We start from the raw sequence: 19,602 nt of genomic DNA on the forward strand, positions 1-19,602 counted from the left end.
TGCGGAGCTCATTTTGCAAAAGAATCTGCGCCTCAGACACCCTCATCCGAAGTTTCTTCGTCGCGAGATGACACTGACGACATGGGCTCGTCGGACTACTCCACGGTTGGTCGTTCCGCCGGGCTTATGACCATTCTGACTATCGTGTCTCGCGTCACCGGTTTTATCCGCACGTGGGCAATGGCGGCCGCTATCGGCATGTCGCTACTCTCGTCCTCCTATCAGGTCGCCAACAACCTGCCCAATATGCTCTACGAACTCGTGATGGGTGGCATGCTCGTGACGGCGTTTTTGCCCGTGTACATGGGCGTGAGGCGTGAGCAGGGTCGCGAGGCCTCGAACGAGTACGTGGGCAACCTGCTTGGCATTCTGCTTTTGGTGCTGGGTGGCATTTCGTTGCTGGGGACCGTGTTCGCCCCGGGCTTTATCTGGACGCAATCGTTCCTTTCGGGTGACGGCGGCAGCATGGATACCGCTGCGTTCATGTTCCGTTTCTTTGCCATCCAGATTCTCTTTTATGGTTTGGGCTCGGTGTTCTCGGGCGTTCTCAACGCACACCGCGACTACTTCTGGTCGACGTTTGCCCCGGTCCTCAACAATGTGATCGTCATTGCGAGCTTTATGGGTTTTGCGCCCGTGTCCGCACAGTTTGGCGAACGTGCCGGCATCATCTTGATTGCGGCCGGTACGACCCTCGGTGTCTTTGTTCAGATGGCATGTCAGATTCCCGCGCTTGGCAAGCACGGCGTGCATCCCCATATCCATATCGACTTTAAGGACCCCGCGCTGCGCCAGACGATTGCGCTCGGTATCCCGACGCTGCTCGCCACGGTGTGCATGTTTGTCTCGACTTCTATCACCAACGCTGCCGCGCTGGTGGTCCAGCCCGAGACGGGTCCTTCCGTCATCGCCTATGCGCGCCTGTGGTACACGCTGCCCTACGCGCTGATTGCCGCCTCGCTTTCGACGGCGCTCTATACCGAGCTCTCTCATGACGCACAGGAGAAGGATTACGACAGCGTTCGCACGGGCATTTCGCGTGGCGTCGCCCAGATGCTGTTCTTCCTGATTCCGTTCGCACTGTACCTGATTGTCTTCGCACGTCCGCTCAACATGATTTACTGTGCCGGCAAGTTCGATGAATCCGGCGTGGCGCTGGTGTCCGAGTACCTTGTCTACCTGGCGCTCTCGCTGCCGCTCTACGGCGTGGTCGTGTTGATGCAGAAGAGCTTCTCTGCCTTGCTCGACATGAAGCCCTATAGCCGCTATTGCCTGTATTCCGCCATCGGCCAGGCTGGCTCGGTTCTGCTGTTTGGCGTTGTGCTGGGCTTCGGTATGCCGGCAATCGCGCTTTCGTATGTTGTCGACTACGTGATCTTGGTCGGCTGTTCGCTGTGGTGGCTGCGTCGTCGCCTGCGTGGCCTTCAGGTCAAATCTATCCTGCATGGCGGTTTCTTTGGCCTTTTGCTCGGCGGCCTAGGGGCTGCCGCAGGCGCCGGCGTCATGTGGGCGCTTGAACACTTTGTCGGGGTACTTGGCGGCTCGATTCTGATTACTCTTGGCTATGTTTGCGTTGCGGGTGTCGTCTCGCTTGCTGTTACCTTTGGCCTTGCCGTCGTTCTTAAGATGCCCGAGGTCTCGGCGCTGCTTCGTCGCAAGTAGGTGCGTGTGGCCGGTCACGACAACATTCCAACACTCGCCGAGCAGGTTTCGCGCGTTCCCACGCAGCCCGGATGTTACCTTTGGAAAGATGCCAAGGGCGATGTCATCTACGTTGGCAAGGCGAAAAACCTGCGTTCCCGTATGCGCCAGTACGTGACGCTGCAGGATGAGCGCCAAAAAATACCGCTCATGATGCAATTGGTTGCGAGCTTTGACTACATCGTTGTCGAAACCGAGCATGAGGCGCTTGTACTCGAGCGCAACCTGATCGGCCAGTACCATCCGTACTTTAACGTCGACCTCAAGGATGACAAGAGCTACCCCTTTATCGCCATTACAAAGGGCGACCTGTATCCCGCTATCAAATACACGCGCGAGCGTCATAAGCCGGGAACGCGTTATTTTGGTCCCTATACCGATAGCCGCGCGGCGCGTGAGACCATTGACACGCTGCGCAAGGTGATCCCGATCTGCTCGGCTTCTTGTGCGGAGTGGCGTCGTTGTCGTCGTATCGTCGAGTCCCACAAGGGCGAGGAAGACATCGTCAATATGATTTGCGCGCAAAACGGGCGTCCCTGTTTTGACTACCATGTCGGGCGCGGGCCGGGCGCATGCGTCGGCGCGATTTCCCCTGCCGACTATGCCAAGAACGTCAAGCGTGTCGAACGTTTCTTGTCGGGCCATCGCAAGGATGTCGTCGACGAGCTTACGTCCGAGATGACGGAGGCAGCCGAGACGCTCGATTTTGAACGTGCGGCGCGCGTCAAGCGTCGCCTGGAAGTCATTAGGGGCCTGGACGATCGCCAACAGGTCGTTTTTCCATCGAGCGTCGATATCGACGTCATCGGCTTCTATCGCGAAGAGACTATCTCTGCCGCCTGTGTCTTTGTCGTTCGCGAGGGCCGAACGGTTCGAACTTGTGAGTTCATCCTCGATAAAGGCCTGGATGTCGACGAGGAAGAGCTTCAATCGGGCTTTCTTAAGCGCTATTACGACGAGACGGCCGATATTCCAGCCGAGATCAATCTCTCTGTCGAGCTTGAGGATGCTGAAGCGTTGGGGGAGTGGCTTGCGGGCAAGCGCGAACGCTCTTGCCATCTCCATAGGCCGCAGCGCGGCGAAAAGCACCGCCTGCTCGATATGGCTTCCAAAAATGCGCGCCATGCCCTCATGCGCTACATGATGCGCACGGGGTATGCTGACGATCGCACCAATCAGGCGCTCCTGGAGCTCGAAAGTGCGCTGGCGCTGCCTGCGCCGCCGTTGCGCATCGAGTGCTTCGATATCTCGACGTTGCACGGCACCTTTACCGTCGCTTCGATGGTGGTATTTACCAACGGCCGTGCCGACAAGGGCCAGTATCGTCGCTTTAAAATTCAGGCCGAATTGGACGAGGCGAACGACTTCGTATCGATGTCCGAAGTTCTGGGGCGTCGCTATGCTCCCGAGCGCATGGCGGACGAGCGCTTTGGCTCGCGCCCCGATTTGCTCGTTGTCGATGGCGGCAAGCCGCAGTTGACCGCTGCAATTAAGCAACTTGAGGCGCTCGGCCTCGATATACCAGTTTGTGGCTTGGCAAAGGCCGATGAGGAAGTTTTCGTGCCGTGGGACGAGACTCCCGTCGTGCTACCGACCGGCTCCGCTTCGCTTTATCTGATCAAGCAGGTTCGCGATGAATCCCACCGATTTGCGATTACGTTCCACCGCGAGTTGCGCGATAAGGCTATGACGGTTTCGGTGCTTGACGACGTTCCGGGCGTGGGACCCACTAGAAAACGTGCCATTATGCGCCATTTTGGCTCGATGAAGCGTTTGCGCGCGGCAAGCGAGCAGGAGATTGCGGAAGTTCGAGGCGTTCCGGCCGATGTCGCCAAAGCGGTCCACGAGGCACTTGTTGCATGGAATGCCGAGCGCGCCCAGGCATCGGCCAGCCGTTCCGAAAACTAAACGTGCTTCTAAACAACTGATATACATGATTGGCCGATTTTCAATCATTTATTTCGCGGCGATTACCTGTCGATTTCGGGTTTTATTAACGCTAAAACGTTTGACTAGCCATGGTGAACAACCCTGCTATCCTGCGGGTTGACGAAGACTGATATCTCACCTCGTCGATACATACTGTCTGGCGAATCGTTTGTCAATGAATTCGGTGAACGGTAGTAAATACCGTTCAAGCGTATGTATGTATCGGTCGCCGAGCGCGGCACCTCAGTTGGGTCCGTCGGTAGGTAAGGTATATATCGTCCGCAAGTTGCGCGGGGGCAAGTCTAGGTGCTCCCGGGTAAGATTCTCTATTGATAGGAGAAGACATGGCCATCATCAACAAGGGTATGTCCAGGCGTTCGTTCCTCGGCCTCACCGGCAGCGTCGCTGCTGTCGCAGGGCTTGGTCTCACCGGCTGCGGTGGCAGCTCCAACGACGAGGGTTCCGCTTCCGGTTCCACCGATTCCGCCAACCGTGGCGGCGGCGTGATCACCGCTGGTTCCGCTTACGCTCCGTCCAGCTTCGACCCCGCCAGCACCGGCTCCGCTGTGGGCCTGGGTGCTAACTGGCACGTCATCGAGGGCCTCTATGGCATCGATTACCACGACTACAGCACCTTCAACGAGCTCGCCACCGACGATCCCAAGTCCGTGGACGACACTACCTTCGAGGTCACCATCCGCAAGGGCGCCAAGTTCTCCGATGGCACCGAGGTCACTGCTGATGACGTCGTTGCCTCCTACACCGCTTGCGCTGCTTCTGCTACCTATGCTCCGTTCTTCCAGCCCTTCGAGTCCATCGAGGCCAAGGACGCCAGCACTGTAACGGTCAAGACCAAGGTCCCCAACTTCTCCCTGCTCAAGGATCGTCTGGCCATCATCCGCGTTACCCCGGCTACCCAGGCCGAGGAGGATCGCGCTAAGCAGCCGATCGGCTCCGGCCCCTGGATGTACGACTCTATCTCCGATACCGAGATCACCCTGGTTCCCAACCCCGAGTACAACGGTGAGTATGCTGCCGAGGATAAGAAGATCCAGTACAGCATCCTGACCGACCCCACCGCTCGCGTTACCGCTCAGCAGGAGGGCTCCACGCTCGTTATGGAGCTCGTCACCGCTGACGCCGTCGACCAGCTCGAGAGCGCCGGCTGCAAGATCGATAACGTCCAGGGTTTCGGCACCCGCTTCATCATGTTCAACGTCGCCAAGGAGCCTTGGAACAACGTCAAGGTCCGTCAGGCCGTCATGTACGCGCTCGACACCGAGAAGATGATTACCAACACCTTCGCCGGCCTTGCTACCGCTGCCAGCTGCTACCTGCCCAAGAGCTTCACCAACTATCATGAGGCTTCCACGGTGTACAAGACTGACGCCAAGAAGGCCAAGAAGCTCATCGAAGAGTCTGGCATCACCCCGGGCGCCATCACCCTGCGCACCACCGACAACGAGCAGATCAAGGGCATGGCCGCTCAGGTCAAGAACGACCTCGACGCTCTCGGCTTCGATGTGACTATCCAGACCGATACCTCGCCGGCCACCTACGCTGCCATCGACGGCGGCGAGGCCTACGATATCCTCCTTGCCCCTGGCGATCCGTCCTGCTTCGGCGCCGACCCCGACCTGCTGCTCAACTGGTGGTATGGCGACAACGTCTGGATGCAGACCCGTTGCCCGTGGAAGGATTCCGCTGAGTGGGCGAAGCTCCACGGTCTCATGGACGAGGCTCTTGCCGCCGAGGGCGACGAGCAGCAGAAGAAGTGGAACGAGTGCTTCGACATCATCGCCGACAACGCTGTTCTGTACCCCGTTGTCCACGTCAAGACCGTTTCCGCTTCCTGGGACGATCCGTCCACCGCGCCCAACGGCGAGGCCCTCGATGGCTTCAAGGGCATCGGCACGACGAGCATGTCCTTCAGGGGCGTCGCGACCGTCAAGGCCTAAGACTCGCTTGAGTCATATGTGGGGCGTCGGTCGTAAGGCAACGTCCTCATAGTTGAAACAAAGACCCGGGCGGCCTCGATGTCGCTCGGGTCTTGTAATGAGTATCCATACTCATATACCAGTTGGTCCTACCGACAAAAGAAAGGGGAGAGAACGTGAACAACTTTCTACGTTTGATTGGAAGGCGTCTCGTGGCGCTGCCGATCATGGCATTGGGCGTCACCGTCCTGGTGTTCTTCCTTATGTCGTTCTCCAAGACCGACCCCGCCTATACGGCGTTGGGTGACGGTGCCTCGCCCGAGGCGGTTGCCGAGTACCATGAGAAGTATGGTCTGGACGACCCCTGGCCCGTGCGCTACGTGCGCTACATGGGCGATCTGATCCATGGTGACATGGGCACCTATGGTGCTGCTCGCAACTCTGTTGCCAAGCGCATCTCCACGGCCCTGCCCGTCACGATGCAGCTGACCTTCATCGGTCTAGCCATCGGCGCGGTCGTCTCGTTTTTGCTCGGCGTCATCGCGGCACTGTATCGCGATAAATGGCCGGACCAAGTGATCCGCGTCTTCTCCATCGCCGGCTTGGCAACCCCGTCGTTCTGGCTTGCCGTTCTGTTGATCCTGCTGTTCTCTTCCTACCTTAAGGTGCTCCCGGCGTCCGGTGCTCTGCCTCACTTCACCACCAACCCGGCTGGCTATCTGGGACGTATGATCATGCCCGCTATCGCTCTGGCATTCCCGCTGACGGGCCAGATGACTCGTATCGTGCGTACGGCCATGGTCGAGGAGCTCGATAAGGACTATGTCCGTATGGCCCGCGGCGCCGGCGTTCCCGAGAAGGTCGTCGTCGGCATCAACGTTTTGCGCAACGCGCTGATCACCCCGGTCACCACCCTCGGTCTTAAGATCGGCTACCTCATGGGCGGCGCCGTCGTCATCGAGGTCATCTTCAACCTCCCCGGCATGGGTACTGCGATTCTGCAGGGCGTTCAGGGCAACGAGGCGAACCTGGTTCAGGGCGTCGTCATCGTCGTTGCTCTTGCCTTCATCATCATCAACATCGTGGTTGACATGCTCTACCTGCTCATCAACCCGCGCATCAGGACGGTGTAGATTATGGTAAAGATTCGAGAGAAGCAAACCGAGCAGCTCGAGAAGGCTGCCTCCAAGGGGCTCAAGCTCGGTGGCTGGAAGAAGATGACGCTGTCTTCTAAGATTGCCGCCGTCGTGCTGGTGCTGGTCGCCCTGACTGCGATTTTGGCGCCCCTTCTTGCCCCCTATAGCCCGGTCGAGATCTTTACGGCTCGCCAGGCTCCCGGCAACGGATTTATCTTCGGTACCGACGATAAGGGCCGCGACATTCTGTCGCGTATGCTCTACGGTGGTCGTTACTCGCTGATTATCGGCTTTGGTGCTACCGCCATGGCTTTGGTCTGTGGTTCCGTTGTCGGCGCTCTTGCAGCGGTTTCGCGCAAGTCTATCTCTGAGGCGATCATGCGTATCCTGGACATCATCATGTCCATCCCGGGTATCGCCCTCGCAGCCGTTTTCGTCTCCATCCTGGGCAATTCCGTGCCGTCGATCATTTTCGCCATCGGCTTTATGTACACTCCGCAGATCGCCCGTATCGTGCGCGCCAACATCGTGTCCGAGTACGGTGAGGACTATGTCCGCGCGGTCATCGTGTCCGGCGCCAAGGCTCCGTGGATTCTGATCAAGCATGTTCTGCGCAACTGCATCGCTCCGATCATGGTCTTCACCGTTACCCTGGTCGCAGACGCCATCATCTTCGAGGCCTCGCTGACCTTCATCGGCGCCGGCATCCAGGAGCCCACCGCTACCTGGGGCAACATCCTCGCCGACGCCCGCGGCGGCGTGCTCGCTGGCCGTTGGTGGCAGGCACTGTTCCCGGGCCTGGCCATTATGATCACCTGCCTGGCGCTCAACATCCTCTCCGAGGGCATTACCGACGCTATGGCTGCCGCTCCCTCCGCCGCCCTGGATCCGACCGATTCCTCCAAGCGTCGCGAGGCCGACCTGCTGGTCTCTGACCCCGTTCGTGCCTACAAGGAGCAGGCTCAGTCCCTGTCCGCCCGTCTTGGCGCCCTGCGCGATGTCGAGCTCAAGCGTAACGACCGCCATGTGCCCGATGAGTCCGTTGAGCCGATTCTTTCGGTCCGCGATTTCTGCATCCAGTTTGAGCACCACGGTGACATCAACGTCGTCGACCACGTCAACTTTGACGTCCGTCCCGGCCAGACCATGGGCCTGGTAGGCGAGTCCGGCTGCGGTAAGTCCATCACCACGCTGGCCATCATGGGCCTGACCGACGATGACGAGCATCTTTCCGGTGAGGTTCTCTGGGAGGGCCGCGACCTGCTCAAGATGAGCAAGAAGGAGTGGTTCGGCCTGCGCGGTACCGATATCGCCATGGTCTATCAGGACGCCCTGTCCTCGCTCAACCCCTCTATGCTCATCTCTGCCCAGATGAAGCAGCTCACCAAGCGCGGCGGCACCCGTAGCGCCGAGGAACTCCTGGAGCTCGTGGGCCTCGACCCCAAGCGTACGCTCGAGAGCTATCCGCACGAGCTTTCCGGTGGTCAGCGTCAGCGCGTTCTGATCGCTATGGCCCTTACCCGCGACCCCAAGCTGGTCATCTGCGACGAGCCCACGACCGCTCTGGACGTTACGGTCCAGAAGCAGGTCATCAAGCTGCTCAACGACCTTCAGGCCAAGCTCGGCTTTGCCATGATCTTCGTTTCGCACGACCTGGCTCTGGTCGCCGAGGTTGCCCATAACATCACGGTTATGTACGCCGGCCAGGTTATCGAGCAGGCGCCCACCAAGGAGCTGCTCACCAACCCGATTCACGAGTACACCCGCGGCCTTCTGGGTTCCGTCCTGTCCATCGAGAGCGGTTCGGGCCGCCTGCACCAGGTGCCCGGCGCCGTTCCGAGCCCGCGCGATTTCCCCAAGGGCGATCGCTTCGCGCCCCGCTCGAGCCATCCGCGCATTGGCCTGGACACCCGTCCGGTCTTCAAGCGCGTGCCCGGCACCGAGCACTTCTATTCCGAGCTCCCCGATGAGGTGCTCAAGGCAAATGGTTTGACCCCTCACGCGGAGGTGATGTAGATGAGCGAGACCGCAGTCAACGGCGTCGAGCCGATCATCTTCCTTGATGACGTCCACGTCACCTTTAGGACCCGTACCGGCTCGATTCTGCACCCCAACCTGGTTCACGCCGTCCAGGGTGTAACGATTAAGCTCATGCCCGGCCAGACGATCGGCATCGTCGGCGAGTCCGGTTGCGGAAAGTCAACCACCGCCAACGTCATGTGCGGCCTGCAGGCCCCCACGAGCGGCAAGGTCTACTTTAAGGGCAAGGACGTTACCAAGCGTACCGCCGAGGACCGTCGCCACATGGGTCGCGTCATCTCGGTCGTGTTCCAGAACCCGGCCACGGCGCTCAATCCCCGCATGGTCGTTCGCGAGCAACTGCTCGACCCCATGCGCGTCCACAACCTGGGTACCGAGGCCGAGCAGGAGAAGCGCGTCAAGGAGCTCTTGGAGCTCACCGGTCTGCCCAGCTCCGCCGCCGAGGTTCTTCCCGGCCAGCTTTCGGGCGGCCAGCGCCAGCGCGTCGCAATTGCCCGTGCCCTGTCGCTGAACCCCGATGCCATCATCGCCGACGAGCCCACCTCGGCTCTGGACGTTTCGGTCCGCGCGCAGATTCTGAACCTGCTGACCGACCTTAAGAAGGAGCTCGGCCTGGCCATGGTGTTCATCAGCCATGACATCCAGACGGTCCGCTATATCTCTGACGACATCATCGTTATGAATGGCGGCAAGATCGTCGAGCAGGGCGAGGCCAAGCAGGTTTTCCAGCACCCTCAGGACCCCTACACCAAGATGCTGCTCGGCGCTGCGCCGTCGCTGCTGCATCCCAAGCTCGGCGAGTAGCCTCGCTTTCCCTCCCGTGCGCCCGGTTCCCTTACCGGGCGCACCTCCGTTGCGATTTCGAAAGGTTGGGTTCACGAGCCATGCCAAGTGCTCAGGAGCTACAACAGCAATTTGGTGAATATCGAGGCGCTATGCCCCGTCCATCGGATTTCGATTTCTTTTGGAAGGACCGCATGGCCGAGGCCGACGCCGTCGAGCTCGATTATGCGATTGAGGCGGCTTCGGTTGCGGATTCCGCGACCTGTCGGTTTTTCGACCTCTGGTATACCGGCATGTGTGGTGCACGCCTGCATGCCAAGTACCTTAAACCTGTCTCGGACGAGCACGTGCCATTGGTACTTCAGTTCCATGGATATCCGGGTGCGAGCCGCAGCTGGTTTGAGCAAGCGTCGTTTGCGGGCATGGGCATGGCGCTCATTGCTCTCGATTGTCCTGGCCAAGGAGGCCCCTCCGAGGACATTGGTGGATTTGAGGGCACGACGGTCGCGGGCCATATCGTCGCCGGTATCGACGGCGACCCAGCCAACCTCTACTATGTCCGCCTACATCAGGATATCCGCATTCTGTGCCTTATCGTTCGCGAGCTCGAGGGCATCGATCTTGCCCGTGTGTTTGTGAACGGCGCGTCGCAGGGCGGCGGTTTGGGCATTGCGACCTGCGCGCTTAACAGCGAGCTCATCAATCGCGCCGCCATCCTCTATCCCTTCTTATCGGATTTCCGCCTGGTCTGGGATTTGGATGCCGACGACATTGCCTACGAGGGTCTGCGCTACTGGTCTCGCTGGTTTGACGAGGACTCGACTCGTATCGAGGAAGCCTATGCCAAGCTGGCGTACTTCGATTCCAAGAACTTTGCCCCCATGGTCAAATGCCCCGTGCTGTTTGGCACGGGCACAGCCGATATCGTCTGCCCGCCGGCGACGCAGTTTGCGGTCTACAACAACCTGACCTGTGAAAAGCGTCATGAGTTCTTTGAAGGTTTTGGCCACGAGGAGATTCAGGACTTTGATGATCTGATCATTCCGTTTTTCTGCGAGGGAGGGGAGGCTCATGTCTAAGTGCGAGAGCAATATCGAAGAGTTGATTGTCCCCGAGCTTGCGGGGATTCCTGGGACGGTTTCGTCAAGGCTCTCTGATTTCCGGGATTGGCGCGGCGATGCTTCTGTGGATGTTTCCGAGTTGGAGACAGCCGCTTCGGACCTTGAGGTTTGCGGGCTGACCGTTACGGCGATTGATTTCGCAAATCCGTGCGCGCGCTACTCCGAGGTTTCCTTTGAGCTCGGCGGGTATGTCGTGCACGGCCGTTTGATTGAGCCCTCTGGTTGCGCCCGAAGATCCGAGCTTGTTCCGCTGTGTCTGATGTTCCATGACATCGACCGACCCGTGCGGGGATGGCATCACATGACGCGGTTTGCCGCCATGGGATATGCCGTGCTTGCGCTGGACGATGAGACTATTGGATCCAGCGATCTGCAGCAGGGGATTACCTCGCCTGCTTTTGTCGAGCGTGTCCGTTGGGGCTGCGCGTTGGCGAAGGTTGCGCGCAACCTTGATGGCATGGATCCCGACCGCATCTTTGCATGGGGCGAGGGCCTTGGCGGCGGTGTCGCGCTGGCGGTTTCTGCTCTGGACGAGCGGGGCCTTGCCTGCACGGCGCTTGCCAATCCGCTTCCCAGCGGTCTCGAGACGCTGTCGCCTCGGGTTCGTGGCTCGGTGCTCATGGGCACATCGCTCATGGATACCGTGAGTGATCCCAAGGGCCAGTTTGCCGTATTCAACGGTCTTGAGTGTGACCGGAGGCATATCATCTATGCCAAATACGCTCACGAGCGCATCAATGCGTTCGAAAACGAAGTCGTCGACTTCTTTAACCAAACGTTCTATCCGTGTTCTTTGGCCTAGGCGGCCTGGACACTGCCAACAAGAGTGGGCGGCATAGGGCCGCCCGCCAGACAACTAAGGAGATTCTTGTGGCAACTCAGAAATTCACCGGCGTTATCCCTCCCGTCGTTGTTCCCGATACCGAAGACCACCAGCTCGATGTTGCCTCCTTTGAGCGCAGCATCAACCGCATGATCGATGCCGGCGTTGATGGCCTGTTCTTCCTGGGCTCTTCGGGCGAGGTCGTCTTCTCCACCGACGAGCGCCGTCGCCAGATTGTCGCCGAGGCCGTGCGCATCGTCGACCACCGCGTTCCCGTTCTGGTCGGCATCATCGACACCGAGACCGAGCGCATGATCGAGCACGGCAAGGTCGCCCAGGAGCTGGGCGCCGATGCGCTCGTCGCCACCTGCCCGTTCTATGCCCTGCAGGGCATGACCGAGGTCGAGGAGCACTTCCGCATCCTTCACGAGGAACTCGACCTGCCCATCTTCGCCTACGACATCCCCGTGTGCGTCCACACCAAGCTCCCCTGGAAGCTCCTTGCTAAGCTCGGCGCCGAGGGCGTCCTGGCTGGCGTCAAGGATTCCTCGGGCGATGACATCTCGTTCCGCTACCTCATTCAGGAGAACGAGAAGAACGGCCATCCGATGAGCATCCTTACCGGCCATGAGGTCGTCGTCGACGGTGCCTATCTCGCTGGCGCCGACGGTTCCGTTCCGGGCCTCGCCAACGTTGAGCCCGAGGGCTACGTTCGTCAGTGGAAGGCCGCTCAGGCTGGTGACTGGGCTACCGTCAAGGCCGAGCAGGATCGCCTCAATGAGATTTCGCACATCTGGGATGTCACCTCGGGCGTCCAGGGCTATGCCGGTGGCGTCGGCGCCTTCAAGACCGCTATGAACCTCATGGGCATCTTCGACAGCCCGACCATGCCGCGCCCGGTGAAGGCCATGACCGGTGAGAACGTCGAGGCGATTCGCAAGGTCCTCCAGGACAACGGTCTCCTTTAAAGCTTTCCCAGGCACCCGACCTCGCCGTTCAACCGTGCGGCCATGACCCATTAGGTCAATGGCCGCACGGTTTCTCGGCGATCTCGGGCACCTGGAAAACCTTTACCGCGCTGTGACGGCTAGCCTGACGGCGCATTTCCTGTAGTTGTTTTTGTCTCCGAAGGAGAACGACATGGAGAACAAGTACGTCTGCTCTGTCGATATCGGCGGAACTAAGATCGCGACCGCCATTATGGAGTACCCGGCTGACGGCAGCGTGCCCCATCCGGTCTTTGAAGCTGAGGTTCCCACCGAGGCCCAGGAGGGCGGCGAGGCTGTCTTCCAGCGTATCGAGGCGTCCATCAAGGCCGCTCTTGAGGCGAATCCCGATGTCGAGGTCCTTGGCGTCGGCATCGGTGCCGCCGGTGTCGTCGATCCCAAGACGGGCGCCATCGCGTATGCCAATGAGATTATGCCCGGCTGGTCCGGCGTTCAGTTGGGGCCGCGTCTGCGCGAGGACCTCGGCCTTCCCGTTGCCGTTGTAGGCGACGTGCAGGCTCATGCTCTGGGCGAGGCCCACTGGGGCGTCGGCAAGGGCAAGTTCTCCGTCTTGTGTTTGGGCATCGGTACGGGCATCGGCGGCGCATATGTCGAGAACGGCCGCGTGATGCAGGGCTTCCATGGTGCTGCCGGCCATATGGGCCACATCGAGTGCTCGGCTGCCGCCGGTATTCCCTGCGCCTGCGGGCGTTCCGGCCATCTGGAGTCGGTTGCTTCGGGCACTTCCATTGGTCGTATGTACGATGAGCGCTTTGGTCGCGTCGACCCCAGCCGTCCTTCGGTCGGTCGCGATGTGAACGACCTGTGCCGTGCGGGCGACGCAAAGGCGACCGAGGTCATCCATGACGCCGGCTTTGCGCTGGGTGCCAGCTTGGGCTCGCTCGCTAACATCCTGGACCCTGAGGTCATCGTGCTTTCGGGTGGCGTGATTCACCAAGGTCCCGATTGGCGTTCACAGACGTGGAAGGATTCGGTACACGAGGGCTATGCCAGCCAGGCGCTCGATCCGCTTCAGGACACGCCGATCCTCATCGGTTCTCTGGAGGGCGATGCTCCGCTCATCGGTGCCGCTGAGCATCTTCTTGCCTCGTTGAAGTAAACGTATCTTCTGTAGGAGCCTCCCGAGACAACACGCCTCGGGAGGCTGTTCTGAGAAAGGTTACAGCCTTATGACCGTCGATCCTTTGATTCAATCCCTGAAGGGCAAGCTCGTCGTGAGCGTTCAGGCGTATATGGGCGAGCCGCTTCGTACGCCTGAGACCATGGCTCAAATGTCTCGCGCTTGCGAGCTCGGCGGCGCCGCCGCCATTCGCTGCCAGGGCCTTGCCGACATTGCCGCCATTAAGGGTCGCTGTGAGGTTCCTGTTATCGGCCTGTGGAAGGATGGGCACGAGGGCGTTTACATCACGCCGACGCTGCGCCACGCTCGCGCCTGCGTTGCTGCGGGTGCCGATATCGTGGCGATCGACGCCACCGATCGTCCGCGTCCCGATGGCAAGACCGTCGAAGATACTTTCCGTCCGCTGCACGAGGAGGGCGTGCTCCTGATGGCCGACTGTGCCACCATCGAGGATATTCGTCGTGCTGTCGACATGGGCTTCGACCTGGTGTCCACCACGCTGTCTCATGGTGTTGCCGCCATCGACTGCACCAAGGCCGATGGCCCCGATCTGCCGCTCCTGCGTCAGGCGACCGAGGAATTCCCCGGCCTTCCCATCATTTGCGAGGGTCGTGTGCATACGCCCGAGGAGGCTCGCGCCGCGATCGATGCTGGCGCCTGGGCCGTTGTCGTCGGCACCGCCATCACGCACCCCACGAGTATTACGAGTTGGTTCAAGGCTGCGCTTGAGGCGTAAGACAGGCCTCGTATCCGCTCGGGGCGGTATACTCAATATAGGCAATTGACCGCGCGGGATCCGGGTTGCTGGGTCCCGCGCTTGTTTTCGGGAGGCAACACATGCAAAAGGGAGATGCCATGGATGCGGCGGAGCGCTCGGAGCGCATCCCCGATATCGTCATCATCACCGGAATGTCCGGATCAGGCCGCACACAGGCCATGCACGTGTTCGAGGACATGGGCTATTTTTGCATCGATAACCTGCCTCCGCGTCTCATCGCCCAGCTTGCCGAGCTCGTCGGCATCAATACGGGCGTGGGCAGGCATCTCGCCGTCACCTGCGATTTGCGTAGCCAGGGACTGTTTGACGAGTTGCTCGATGCGGTCGCCGCTCTCGAAGAGCGCGAGATGAGCTGCGACATCGTGTTCCTGGAGGCTTCTGACGAGGTGCTGATTCGTCGCTACAGCGAAAATCGCCGCCGTCATCCCATTGCCAAGCCGGGGGAGACTACGGCCGATGCCATTCAGCGCGAGCGCCTTCAGCTGCAGGGCGTGCGCGACCGAGCCGATATGATTATCGACACGAGCCGTCTGCGCACCTCTGCGCTGCGCAACAAGCTGCGTATGGCATTTTCCGAGCTGTCCGACCAGCAGCTTATGGATGTCCACGTGTTCTCGTTTGGCTTTAAGCACGGCATGCCCGTCGAAGCGGATATTATGATCGACGTCCGCTTCCTGCCCAATCCGTTCTACGATCCCGAGATGCGCACGATGACCGGTCTCGATAAAAAGGTCTCCGATTTTGTTCTGGACCATCCCAAGACGCAGGAGTTTTGGAAGGCTTGGACACAGCTGCTCGATACGGTCATGCCCGGTTATATCGCGGAGGGTAAGCCGCAGCTTTCTATCGCCATCGGCTGCACGGGCGGCCAGCACCGCAGCGTTGCCATTGCCGAGGCCACGGCCCGTTACCTGGAAGGCGCTCAGTATCATGTGAGCATCTCCCACCGCGACCTGTCGCGCGCCAACACGAAGGCATAGGCCTGCATGTCGTTTACCGCTGAGGTGCGCGACGAGCTTGCGCGCTGCGAACCCGAATGTGAATACTGCGACTTGTCGACGCTTGCCGCCCTCACGCGCGTGAGCGGTACGCTCTCGCTTACCGGCTCTGGGCGGTATCGTTTGACGGTTGCGACTGAGACGGGAGCCGTCGCGCGCACGATGATCACGCTGACGCATCGTATCCTTAAGCTCAAAACGGAGTTCACCGTCCGTAAATCTGTATTGCATAAGGTTCGAAACTACCTCATCACCTTGCCTGATCAGCCAGACCTGGATAAGGCCTTGGTTCTGCTGGGTATCCTCGAACGTAGGGGAGGACTTGTCGCCGGCGTACCCCGACATATCGTTGCCCGTCCTTGCTGTAGACTTGCCTATATCCGCGGCGCGCTCATCGCGGGCGGCTTCGTGGCCGATCCACGCGGCGATTTTCATTTGGAGATTGCTGTGCAGGGCGAGCAATATGCCAAGGGGCTTTGCGATCTGTTGGAGCAGATTGGGGTCCATGCTCGTGTTAATGCACGGCGGGGGTCATATGCCGTGTACATTAAGAGCGCCGAGGAAATCGAGCATCTATTAAAGCTGATTGGCGCCAAGCGCAGCGTTGCCGAGATTGAGGAGGCGCGCGCGGTCAAGTTGGTTAAGAACGATGTGAACCGTCGCGTGAACGCCGAGCTCGCCAACCAGACCAGAAGCGCCGGTGCCGCCCAACATCAGCTTGCGCTTATCGATGAGCTCGAGCAGCGTGGCCTTCGTGATACGCTTCCGGATGCCTTGGCGGTCTTTTGCGACCTGCGCGAGCGCTATCCCGATCTGTCGCTGCGTGATTTGGGGGAGATGGCTGACCCTCCCTTGTCGAAGTCAGCCCTCTACCATCGTGTTTTACGGCTTGAAAAGCTCATTGAAGCAAACAAGTAGTTTGAAGTAACGACTTATATATGGATTTAGCTGCTATTTTAGTATTTAAAACGTTTTAACGTAAATTTGATTTTCAATTTCGAGCATTCTCGTGAAATTCAAGTCAAAAAAAAGGTATATTAGGCGAGTGGTTAGTTTGTGGGCCTCAACGGCGGGCGCTGTAGCTCGCGGGGGCCTTACGAAAGGAGACACAATGGCAGTAAAGGTTGCTATTAACGGCTTCGGTCGCATCGGTCGTCTGGCTTTCCGTCAGATGTTCGGTCATGAGGGCTCCGAGATCGTCGCTATCAACGACCTCACCTCTCCCGATATGCTCGCTTACCTGCTGAAGTACGACTCCACGCAGGGCAACTACGCTCGCGATCACGAGGTCGTTGCTGGCGAGGATTCCATCACCGTTGACGGCAAGGAGATCAAGATCTACAAGGAGGCCGACGCTAACAACCTGCCTTGGGGCGACCTTGACGTCGACGTCGTTCTCGAGTGCACCGGCTTCTACACCAGCAAGGCTAAGGCTCAGGCCCACATCAACGCTGGCGCCAAGAAGGTCGTCATCTCCGCTCCGGCCGGCAGCGATCTGCCCACCATCGTGTACAACGTCAACCATGAGACGCTGACCGCTGAGGACAACATCATCTCCGCTGCTTCCTGCACCACCAACTGCCTCGCCCCGATGGCCAAGGGTCTGAACGACTTCGCTCCCATCGTGTCCGGCATCATGACCACCATCCACGCCTTCACCGGCGACCAGATGCCGCTCGACGGCCCGCAGCGCAAGGGCAACTTCCGTCGCTCCCGCGCCTGCTCCGAGAACATCGTCCCGAACACCACGGGCGCTGCCAAGGCCATCGGCCTGGTTCTCCCCGAGCTCAACGGCAAGCTCATCGGTGCCGCCCAGCGCGTCCCGACGCCGACCGGCTCGCTGACCAACCTCTACGCCGTCGTTGACAAGAAGGTCACCGTCGACGAGGTCAACGCTGCCATGAAGGCCTACGCCGAGACCATCCCCGAGACCTTCGCCTACAACGAGGACCAGATCGTCTCCCGCGACATCGTCGGCGAGACCCACGGCTCCATCTTCGACGCCACTCAGACCATGTGCTCTGACCTCGGCAACGGCCAGACCCTCGTTCAGGTCACCTCTTGGTACGACAACGAGAACTCCTACACCTCTCAGATGGTCCGCACCATCAAGTACTTCGAGAAGTTCGTTGCTTAATTTAGCTTTTAGCGAATAGCTCGTTGAGCGTCTAAAGAAGGGCGCGGCCTTATAGGGCTTACACCCTAGGGTCGCGCCCTTTTTATAAGAAATCGTCTGCCGTAATGGGAGGCAGACACGTACGAAAGGTAGAAGCAAACATGGCCTTTACCAAGAAGACCGTCCGCGACATCGATGTCGACGGAAAGCGCGTTCTCGTCCGCGTTGACTTTAACGTGCCTATCAAGGATGGCGTCGTTGGCGACACCACCCGTATCAAGGCTGCCCTGCCCACCATCAACTACCTCGTTGAGCACAACGCTCGCGTCATCCTCATGAGCCACCTCGGCCGTCCCGAGGGCACCGGCTTCCAGCCCGAGCTGTCCCTCGAGCCCGTCGCCAAGAAGCTCGCTGAGCTCTCTGGTCTCGACGTTGCCTTTGTCGCTGACACCTACGGCGAGAAGGCTGCTGAGGCTGTCGCCGCCGTCGAGCCGGGTAAGGTCCTCGTTCTCGAGAACGTCCGTTTTGACAAGCGTGAGAAGAAGAACGATCCCGAGATCGCCAAGAAGCTCGCTTCCTATGGTGACGTCTTCGTTCTCGATGCCTTCGGCACCGCTCACCGCGCCCAGGGTTCCGTCGTGGGCCCCGCCGCTTACCTGCCTGCCGTCGCCGGCTTCTTGCTCGAGAAGGAGGTCGACACGCTGACCGGCATCTTCGCCGAGCCCGAGCGCCCCTTCGTCGCCATCGTCGGCGGTTCCAAGGTTTCCTCCAAGATCGGCGTTCTCGATCACCTCATCGACTCCGCTGACACCCTGATCATCGGTGGCGGCATGGCCTACACCTTCTTCCTGGCTCAGGGCCTGTCCGTTGGTCAGTCCCTCAAGGAAGAGGACTGGGTCGAGCGCGCCGGCGAGATGCTCAAGAAGGCCGAGGAGAAGGGTGTCAAGATCCTACTCCCCATCGACAACCGTGTTGCCGATCACTTTGGCGAGGACGCTGTCCCCGAGGTTGTTGCTTCCGACGCTATCCCCGACGATCGTGAGGGTATGGACATCGGTCCCAAGACCGAGGAGCTCTATGCCGAGGCTGTCAAGGGCGCCAAGACCGTGTTCTGGAACGGCCCCATGGGCGTCTTCGAGTTTGACAACTTTGCTCACGGCACCCAGGCTATCGCCGAGGCTCTCGCCGAGGCTGACTGCACCTCGATCATCGGCGGTGGTGACTCTGTCGCAGCTGTCAACAAGTTCAACCTGGCCGACAAGATGAGCTGGATCTCCACCGGTGGTGGCGCTTCCATGGAGCTCGTCGAGGGTAAGGCCCTACCCGGAGTGGAGGCGCTTCTCGATGCCTAATCGCACCCTTCTTATCGCTGGTAACTGGAAGATGAACAACGACGTCGCCGAGGCCGCCAAGCTCGCCGACGAGCTGGCTCAGGCTCTGCCCGAGGTTCCGGCTGGCGTCGAGGTGCTCGTCTGCCCTCCGACCATCGACATCACCACGGTTCATGACCGCATTCAGGCTGCCCCCATCGCCCTCGGCGCACAGAACGTGTACTGGGAGGCCAAGGGTGCCTTCACCGGTGAGTCCTCTTGCGACATGCTCAAGTCCGCTGGCTGCACCTACTGCATCATCGGTCACTCCGAGCGTCGCGACTACTTCCACGAGACCGACGAGGATCAGAACAAGAAGGCTAAGGCTCTCGTTTCCGCCGGTCTTGTTCCCGTCTTCTGCTGCGGCGAGTCCCTCGAGGTCCGCGAGGCTGGCACCTATGTCGAGCACGTCGTGAACCAGGTCAAGGCTGGCCTTGCTGGCCTTGAGATCACCTGCCCCAAGCAGGTCGTCGTCGCCTACGAGCCCATCTGGGCCATCGGCACAGGCAAGACCGCTACCGCCGAGGACGCTCAGGAGGTCTGCGGCGCTATCCGTGAGACCCTCAAGGAGATGTTCGGCGAGGAGCTCGCCAACGGCATCCGCGTGCTGTATGGCGGTTCCGCCAAGCCCGGCAACATCGCCGAGCTCGTCGCCAAGCCCGACGTTGACGGCGCCCTCGTGGGCGGCGCTTCGCTCAAGGCTGCCGACTTCGCCTCTATGGTCGTCAAGGCAGGCGAGTAGG

General features: G+C 60.0%; 16 protein-coding genes. All 16 read left to right on the top strand.

Annotation, left to right across the window (positions count from 1 at the left end; translation table 11 throughout):
- The first annotated feature begins 81 nt into the window (after positions 1–81).
- Positions 82–1,662, top strand: coding sequence for a murein biosynthesis integral membrane protein MurJ (gene murJ / locus JMJ97_RS07840; RefSeq protein WP_260699811.1), 1,581 nt, complete (start codon positions 82–84; stop codon positions 1,660–1,662).
- Positions 1,663–1,668: 6 nt separating this feature from the next.
- Positions 1,669–3,609, top strand: a complete 1,941-nt coding sequence (gene uvrC, locus JMJ97_RS07845) for an excinuclease ABC subunit UvrC (protein ID WP_338404621.1) — start codon at positions 1,669–1,671, stop codon at positions 3,607–3,609.
- A 365-nt stretch (positions 3,610–3,974) separates the two neighbouring features.
- Entirely contained in the window at positions 3,975–5,588 is a 1,614-nt protein-coding gene (locus tag JMJ97_RS07850; RefSeq protein ID WP_260699813.1) for an ABC transporter substrate-binding protein, read from the top strand.
- 155 nt (positions 5,589–5,743) lie between these two features.
- The gene (locus tag JMJ97_RS07855; protein WP_022094871.1) at positions 5,744–6,700 is read left to right on the top strand and encodes an ABC transporter permease; all 957 of its coding nucleotides are present in this window, start codon (positions 5,744–5,746) and stop codon (positions 6,698–6,700) included.
- A gap of 3 nt (positions 6,701–6,703) precedes the next feature.
- Positions 6,704–8,719, top strand: coding sequence for a dipeptide/oligopeptide/nickel ABC transporter permease/ATP-binding protein (locus tag JMJ97_RS07860; RefSeq protein ID WP_006236160.1), 2,016 nt, complete (start codon positions 6,704–6,706; stop codon positions 8,717–8,719).
- Positions 8,720–9,547: an ABC transporter ATP-binding protein gene (locus JMJ97_RS07865; RefSeq protein ID WP_006236159.1), complete on the top strand. Its 828-nt coding sequence runs from the start codon at positions 8,720–8,722 to the stop codon at positions 9,545–9,547.
- 80 nt (positions 9,548–9,627) lie between these two features.
- On the top strand, positions 9,628–10,605 hold the full coding sequence (locus tag JMJ97_RS07870; RefSeq protein WP_260699814.1) for an acetylxylan esterase: 978 nt from the start codon (positions 9,628–9,630) through the stop codon (positions 10,603–10,605).
- Positions 10,598–11,449 carry an acetylxylan esterase gene (locus JMJ97_RS07875; RefSeq protein WP_260699815.1) on the top strand — a complete coding sequence of 284 codons (852 nt, stop codon included), beginning with the start codon at positions 10,598–10,600 and terminating at the stop codon, positions 11,447–11,449. Before JMJ97_RS07870 ends, JMJ97_RS07875 begins: the two co-directional genes overlap by 8 nt.
- Before the next feature lie 68 nt (positions 11,450–11,517).
- Positions 11,518–12,438 carry a dihydrodipicolinate synthase family protein gene (locus JMJ97_RS07880; protein WP_260699816.1) on the top strand — a complete coding sequence of 307 codons (921 nt, stop codon included), beginning with the start codon at positions 11,518–11,520 and terminating at the stop codon, positions 12,436–12,438.
- A gap of 172 nt (positions 12,439–12,610) precedes the next feature.
- Positions 12,611–13,576, top strand: coding sequence for an ROK family protein (locus JMJ97_RS07885; RefSeq protein WP_022094876.1), 966 nt, complete (start codon positions 12,611–12,613; stop codon positions 13,574–13,576).
- Between the two features lie 70 nt (positions 13,577–13,646).
- A complete protein-coding gene (locus tag JMJ97_RS07890; protein WP_260699817.1) occupies positions 13,647–14,333 on the top strand; it encodes an N-acetylmannosamine-6-phosphate 2-epimerase in 687 nt (228 codons plus the stop codon).
- Positions 14,334–14,434: 101 nt separating this feature from the next.
- Positions 14,435–15,355, top strand: a complete 921-nt coding sequence (gene rapZ, locus JMJ97_RS07895) for an RNase adapter RapZ (RefSeq protein WP_022094878.1) — start codon at positions 14,435–14,437, stop codon at positions 15,353–15,355.
- A gap of 6 nt (positions 15,356–15,361) precedes the next feature.
- A complete protein-coding gene (gene whiA / locus JMJ97_RS07900; RefSeq protein ID WP_260699818.1) occupies positions 15,362–16,291 on the top strand; it encodes a DNA-binding protein WhiA in 930 nt (309 codons plus the stop codon).
- A gap of 193 nt (positions 16,292–16,484) precedes the next feature.
- Positions 16,485–17,510 (top strand): type I glyceraldehyde-3-phosphate dehydrogenase, encoded by a 1,026-nt coding sequence (gene gap / locus JMJ97_RS07905; protein ID WP_055286941.1) that lies wholly within the window; start codon positions 16,485–16,487, stop codon positions 17,508–17,510.
- 140 nt (positions 17,511–17,650) lie between these two features.
- The gene (locus JMJ97_RS07910; RefSeq protein WP_035138885.1) at positions 17,651–18,841 is read left to right on the top strand and encodes a phosphoglycerate kinase; all 1,191 of its coding nucleotides are present in this window, start codon (positions 17,651–17,653) and stop codon (positions 18,839–18,841) included.
- Positions 18,834–19,601: a triose-phosphate isomerase gene (gene tpiA, locus JMJ97_RS07915; RefSeq protein ID WP_035138884.1), complete on the top strand. Its 768-nt coding sequence runs from the start codon at positions 18,834–18,836 to the stop codon at positions 19,599–19,601. Before JMJ97_RS07910 ends, tpiA begins: the two co-directional genes overlap by 8 nt.
- Position 19,602: the final 1 nt, after the last annotated feature.

The sequence above is a fragment of the Collinsella aerofaciens genome (genome assembly GCF_025289055.1).
Lineage (GTDB): Bacteria > Actinomycetota > Coriobacteriia > Coriobacteriales > Coriobacteriaceae > Collinsella.

Bases quoted from the DNA above. Each gene is read 5' to 3' on its own strand.
- murJ (WP_260699811.1), top strand. From the start codon at position 82: ATGGGCTCGTCGGACTACTCCACGGTTGGTCGTTCCGCCGGGCTTATG.
- JMJ97_RS07850 (WP_260699813.1), top strand. From the start codon at position 3,975: ATGGCCATCATCAACAAGGGTATGTCCAGGCGTTCGTTCCTCGGCCTC.
- JMJ97_RS07860 (WP_006236160.1), top strand. From the start codon at position 6,704: ATGGTAAAGATTCGAGAGAAGCAAACCGAGCAGCTCGAGAAGGCTGCC.
- JMJ97_RS07865 (WP_006236159.1), top strand. From the start codon at position 8,720: ATGAGCGAGACCGCAGTCAACGGCGTCGAGCCGATCATCTTCCTTGAT.
- JMJ97_RS07870 (WP_260699814.1), top strand. From the start codon at position 9,628: ATGCCAAGTGCTCAGGAGCTACAACAGCAATTTGGTGAATATCGAGGC.
- JMJ97_RS07875 (WP_260699815.1), top strand. From the start codon at position 10,598: ATGTCTAAGTGCGAGAGCAATATCGAAGAGTTGATTGTCCCCGAGCTT.
- JMJ97_RS07885 (WP_022094876.1), top strand. From the start codon at position 12,611: ATGGAGAACAAGTACGTCTGCTCTGTCGATATCGGCGGAACTAAGATC.
- JMJ97_RS07890 (WP_260699817.1), top strand. From the start codon at position 13,647: ATGACCGTCGATCCTTTGATTCAATCCCTGAAGGGCAAGCTCGTCGTG.
- rapZ (WP_022094878.1), top strand. From the start codon at position 14,435: ATGCAAAAGGGAGATGCCATGGATGCGGCGGAGCGCTCGGAGCGCATC.
- whiA (WP_260699818.1), top strand. From the start codon at position 15,362: ATGTCGTTTACCGCTGAGGTGCGCGACGAGCTTGCGCGCTGCGAACCC.
- gap (WP_055286941.1), top strand. From the start codon at position 16,485: ATGGCAGTAAAGGTTGCTATTAACGGCTTCGGTCGCATCGGTCGTCTG.
- JMJ97_RS07910 (WP_035138885.1), top strand. From the start codon at position 17,651: ATGGCCTTTACCAAGAAGACCGTCCGCGACATCGATGTCGACGGAAAG.
- tpiA (WP_035138884.1), top strand. From the start codon at position 18,834: ATGCCTAATCGCACCCTTCTTATCGCTGGTAACTGGAAGATGAACAAC.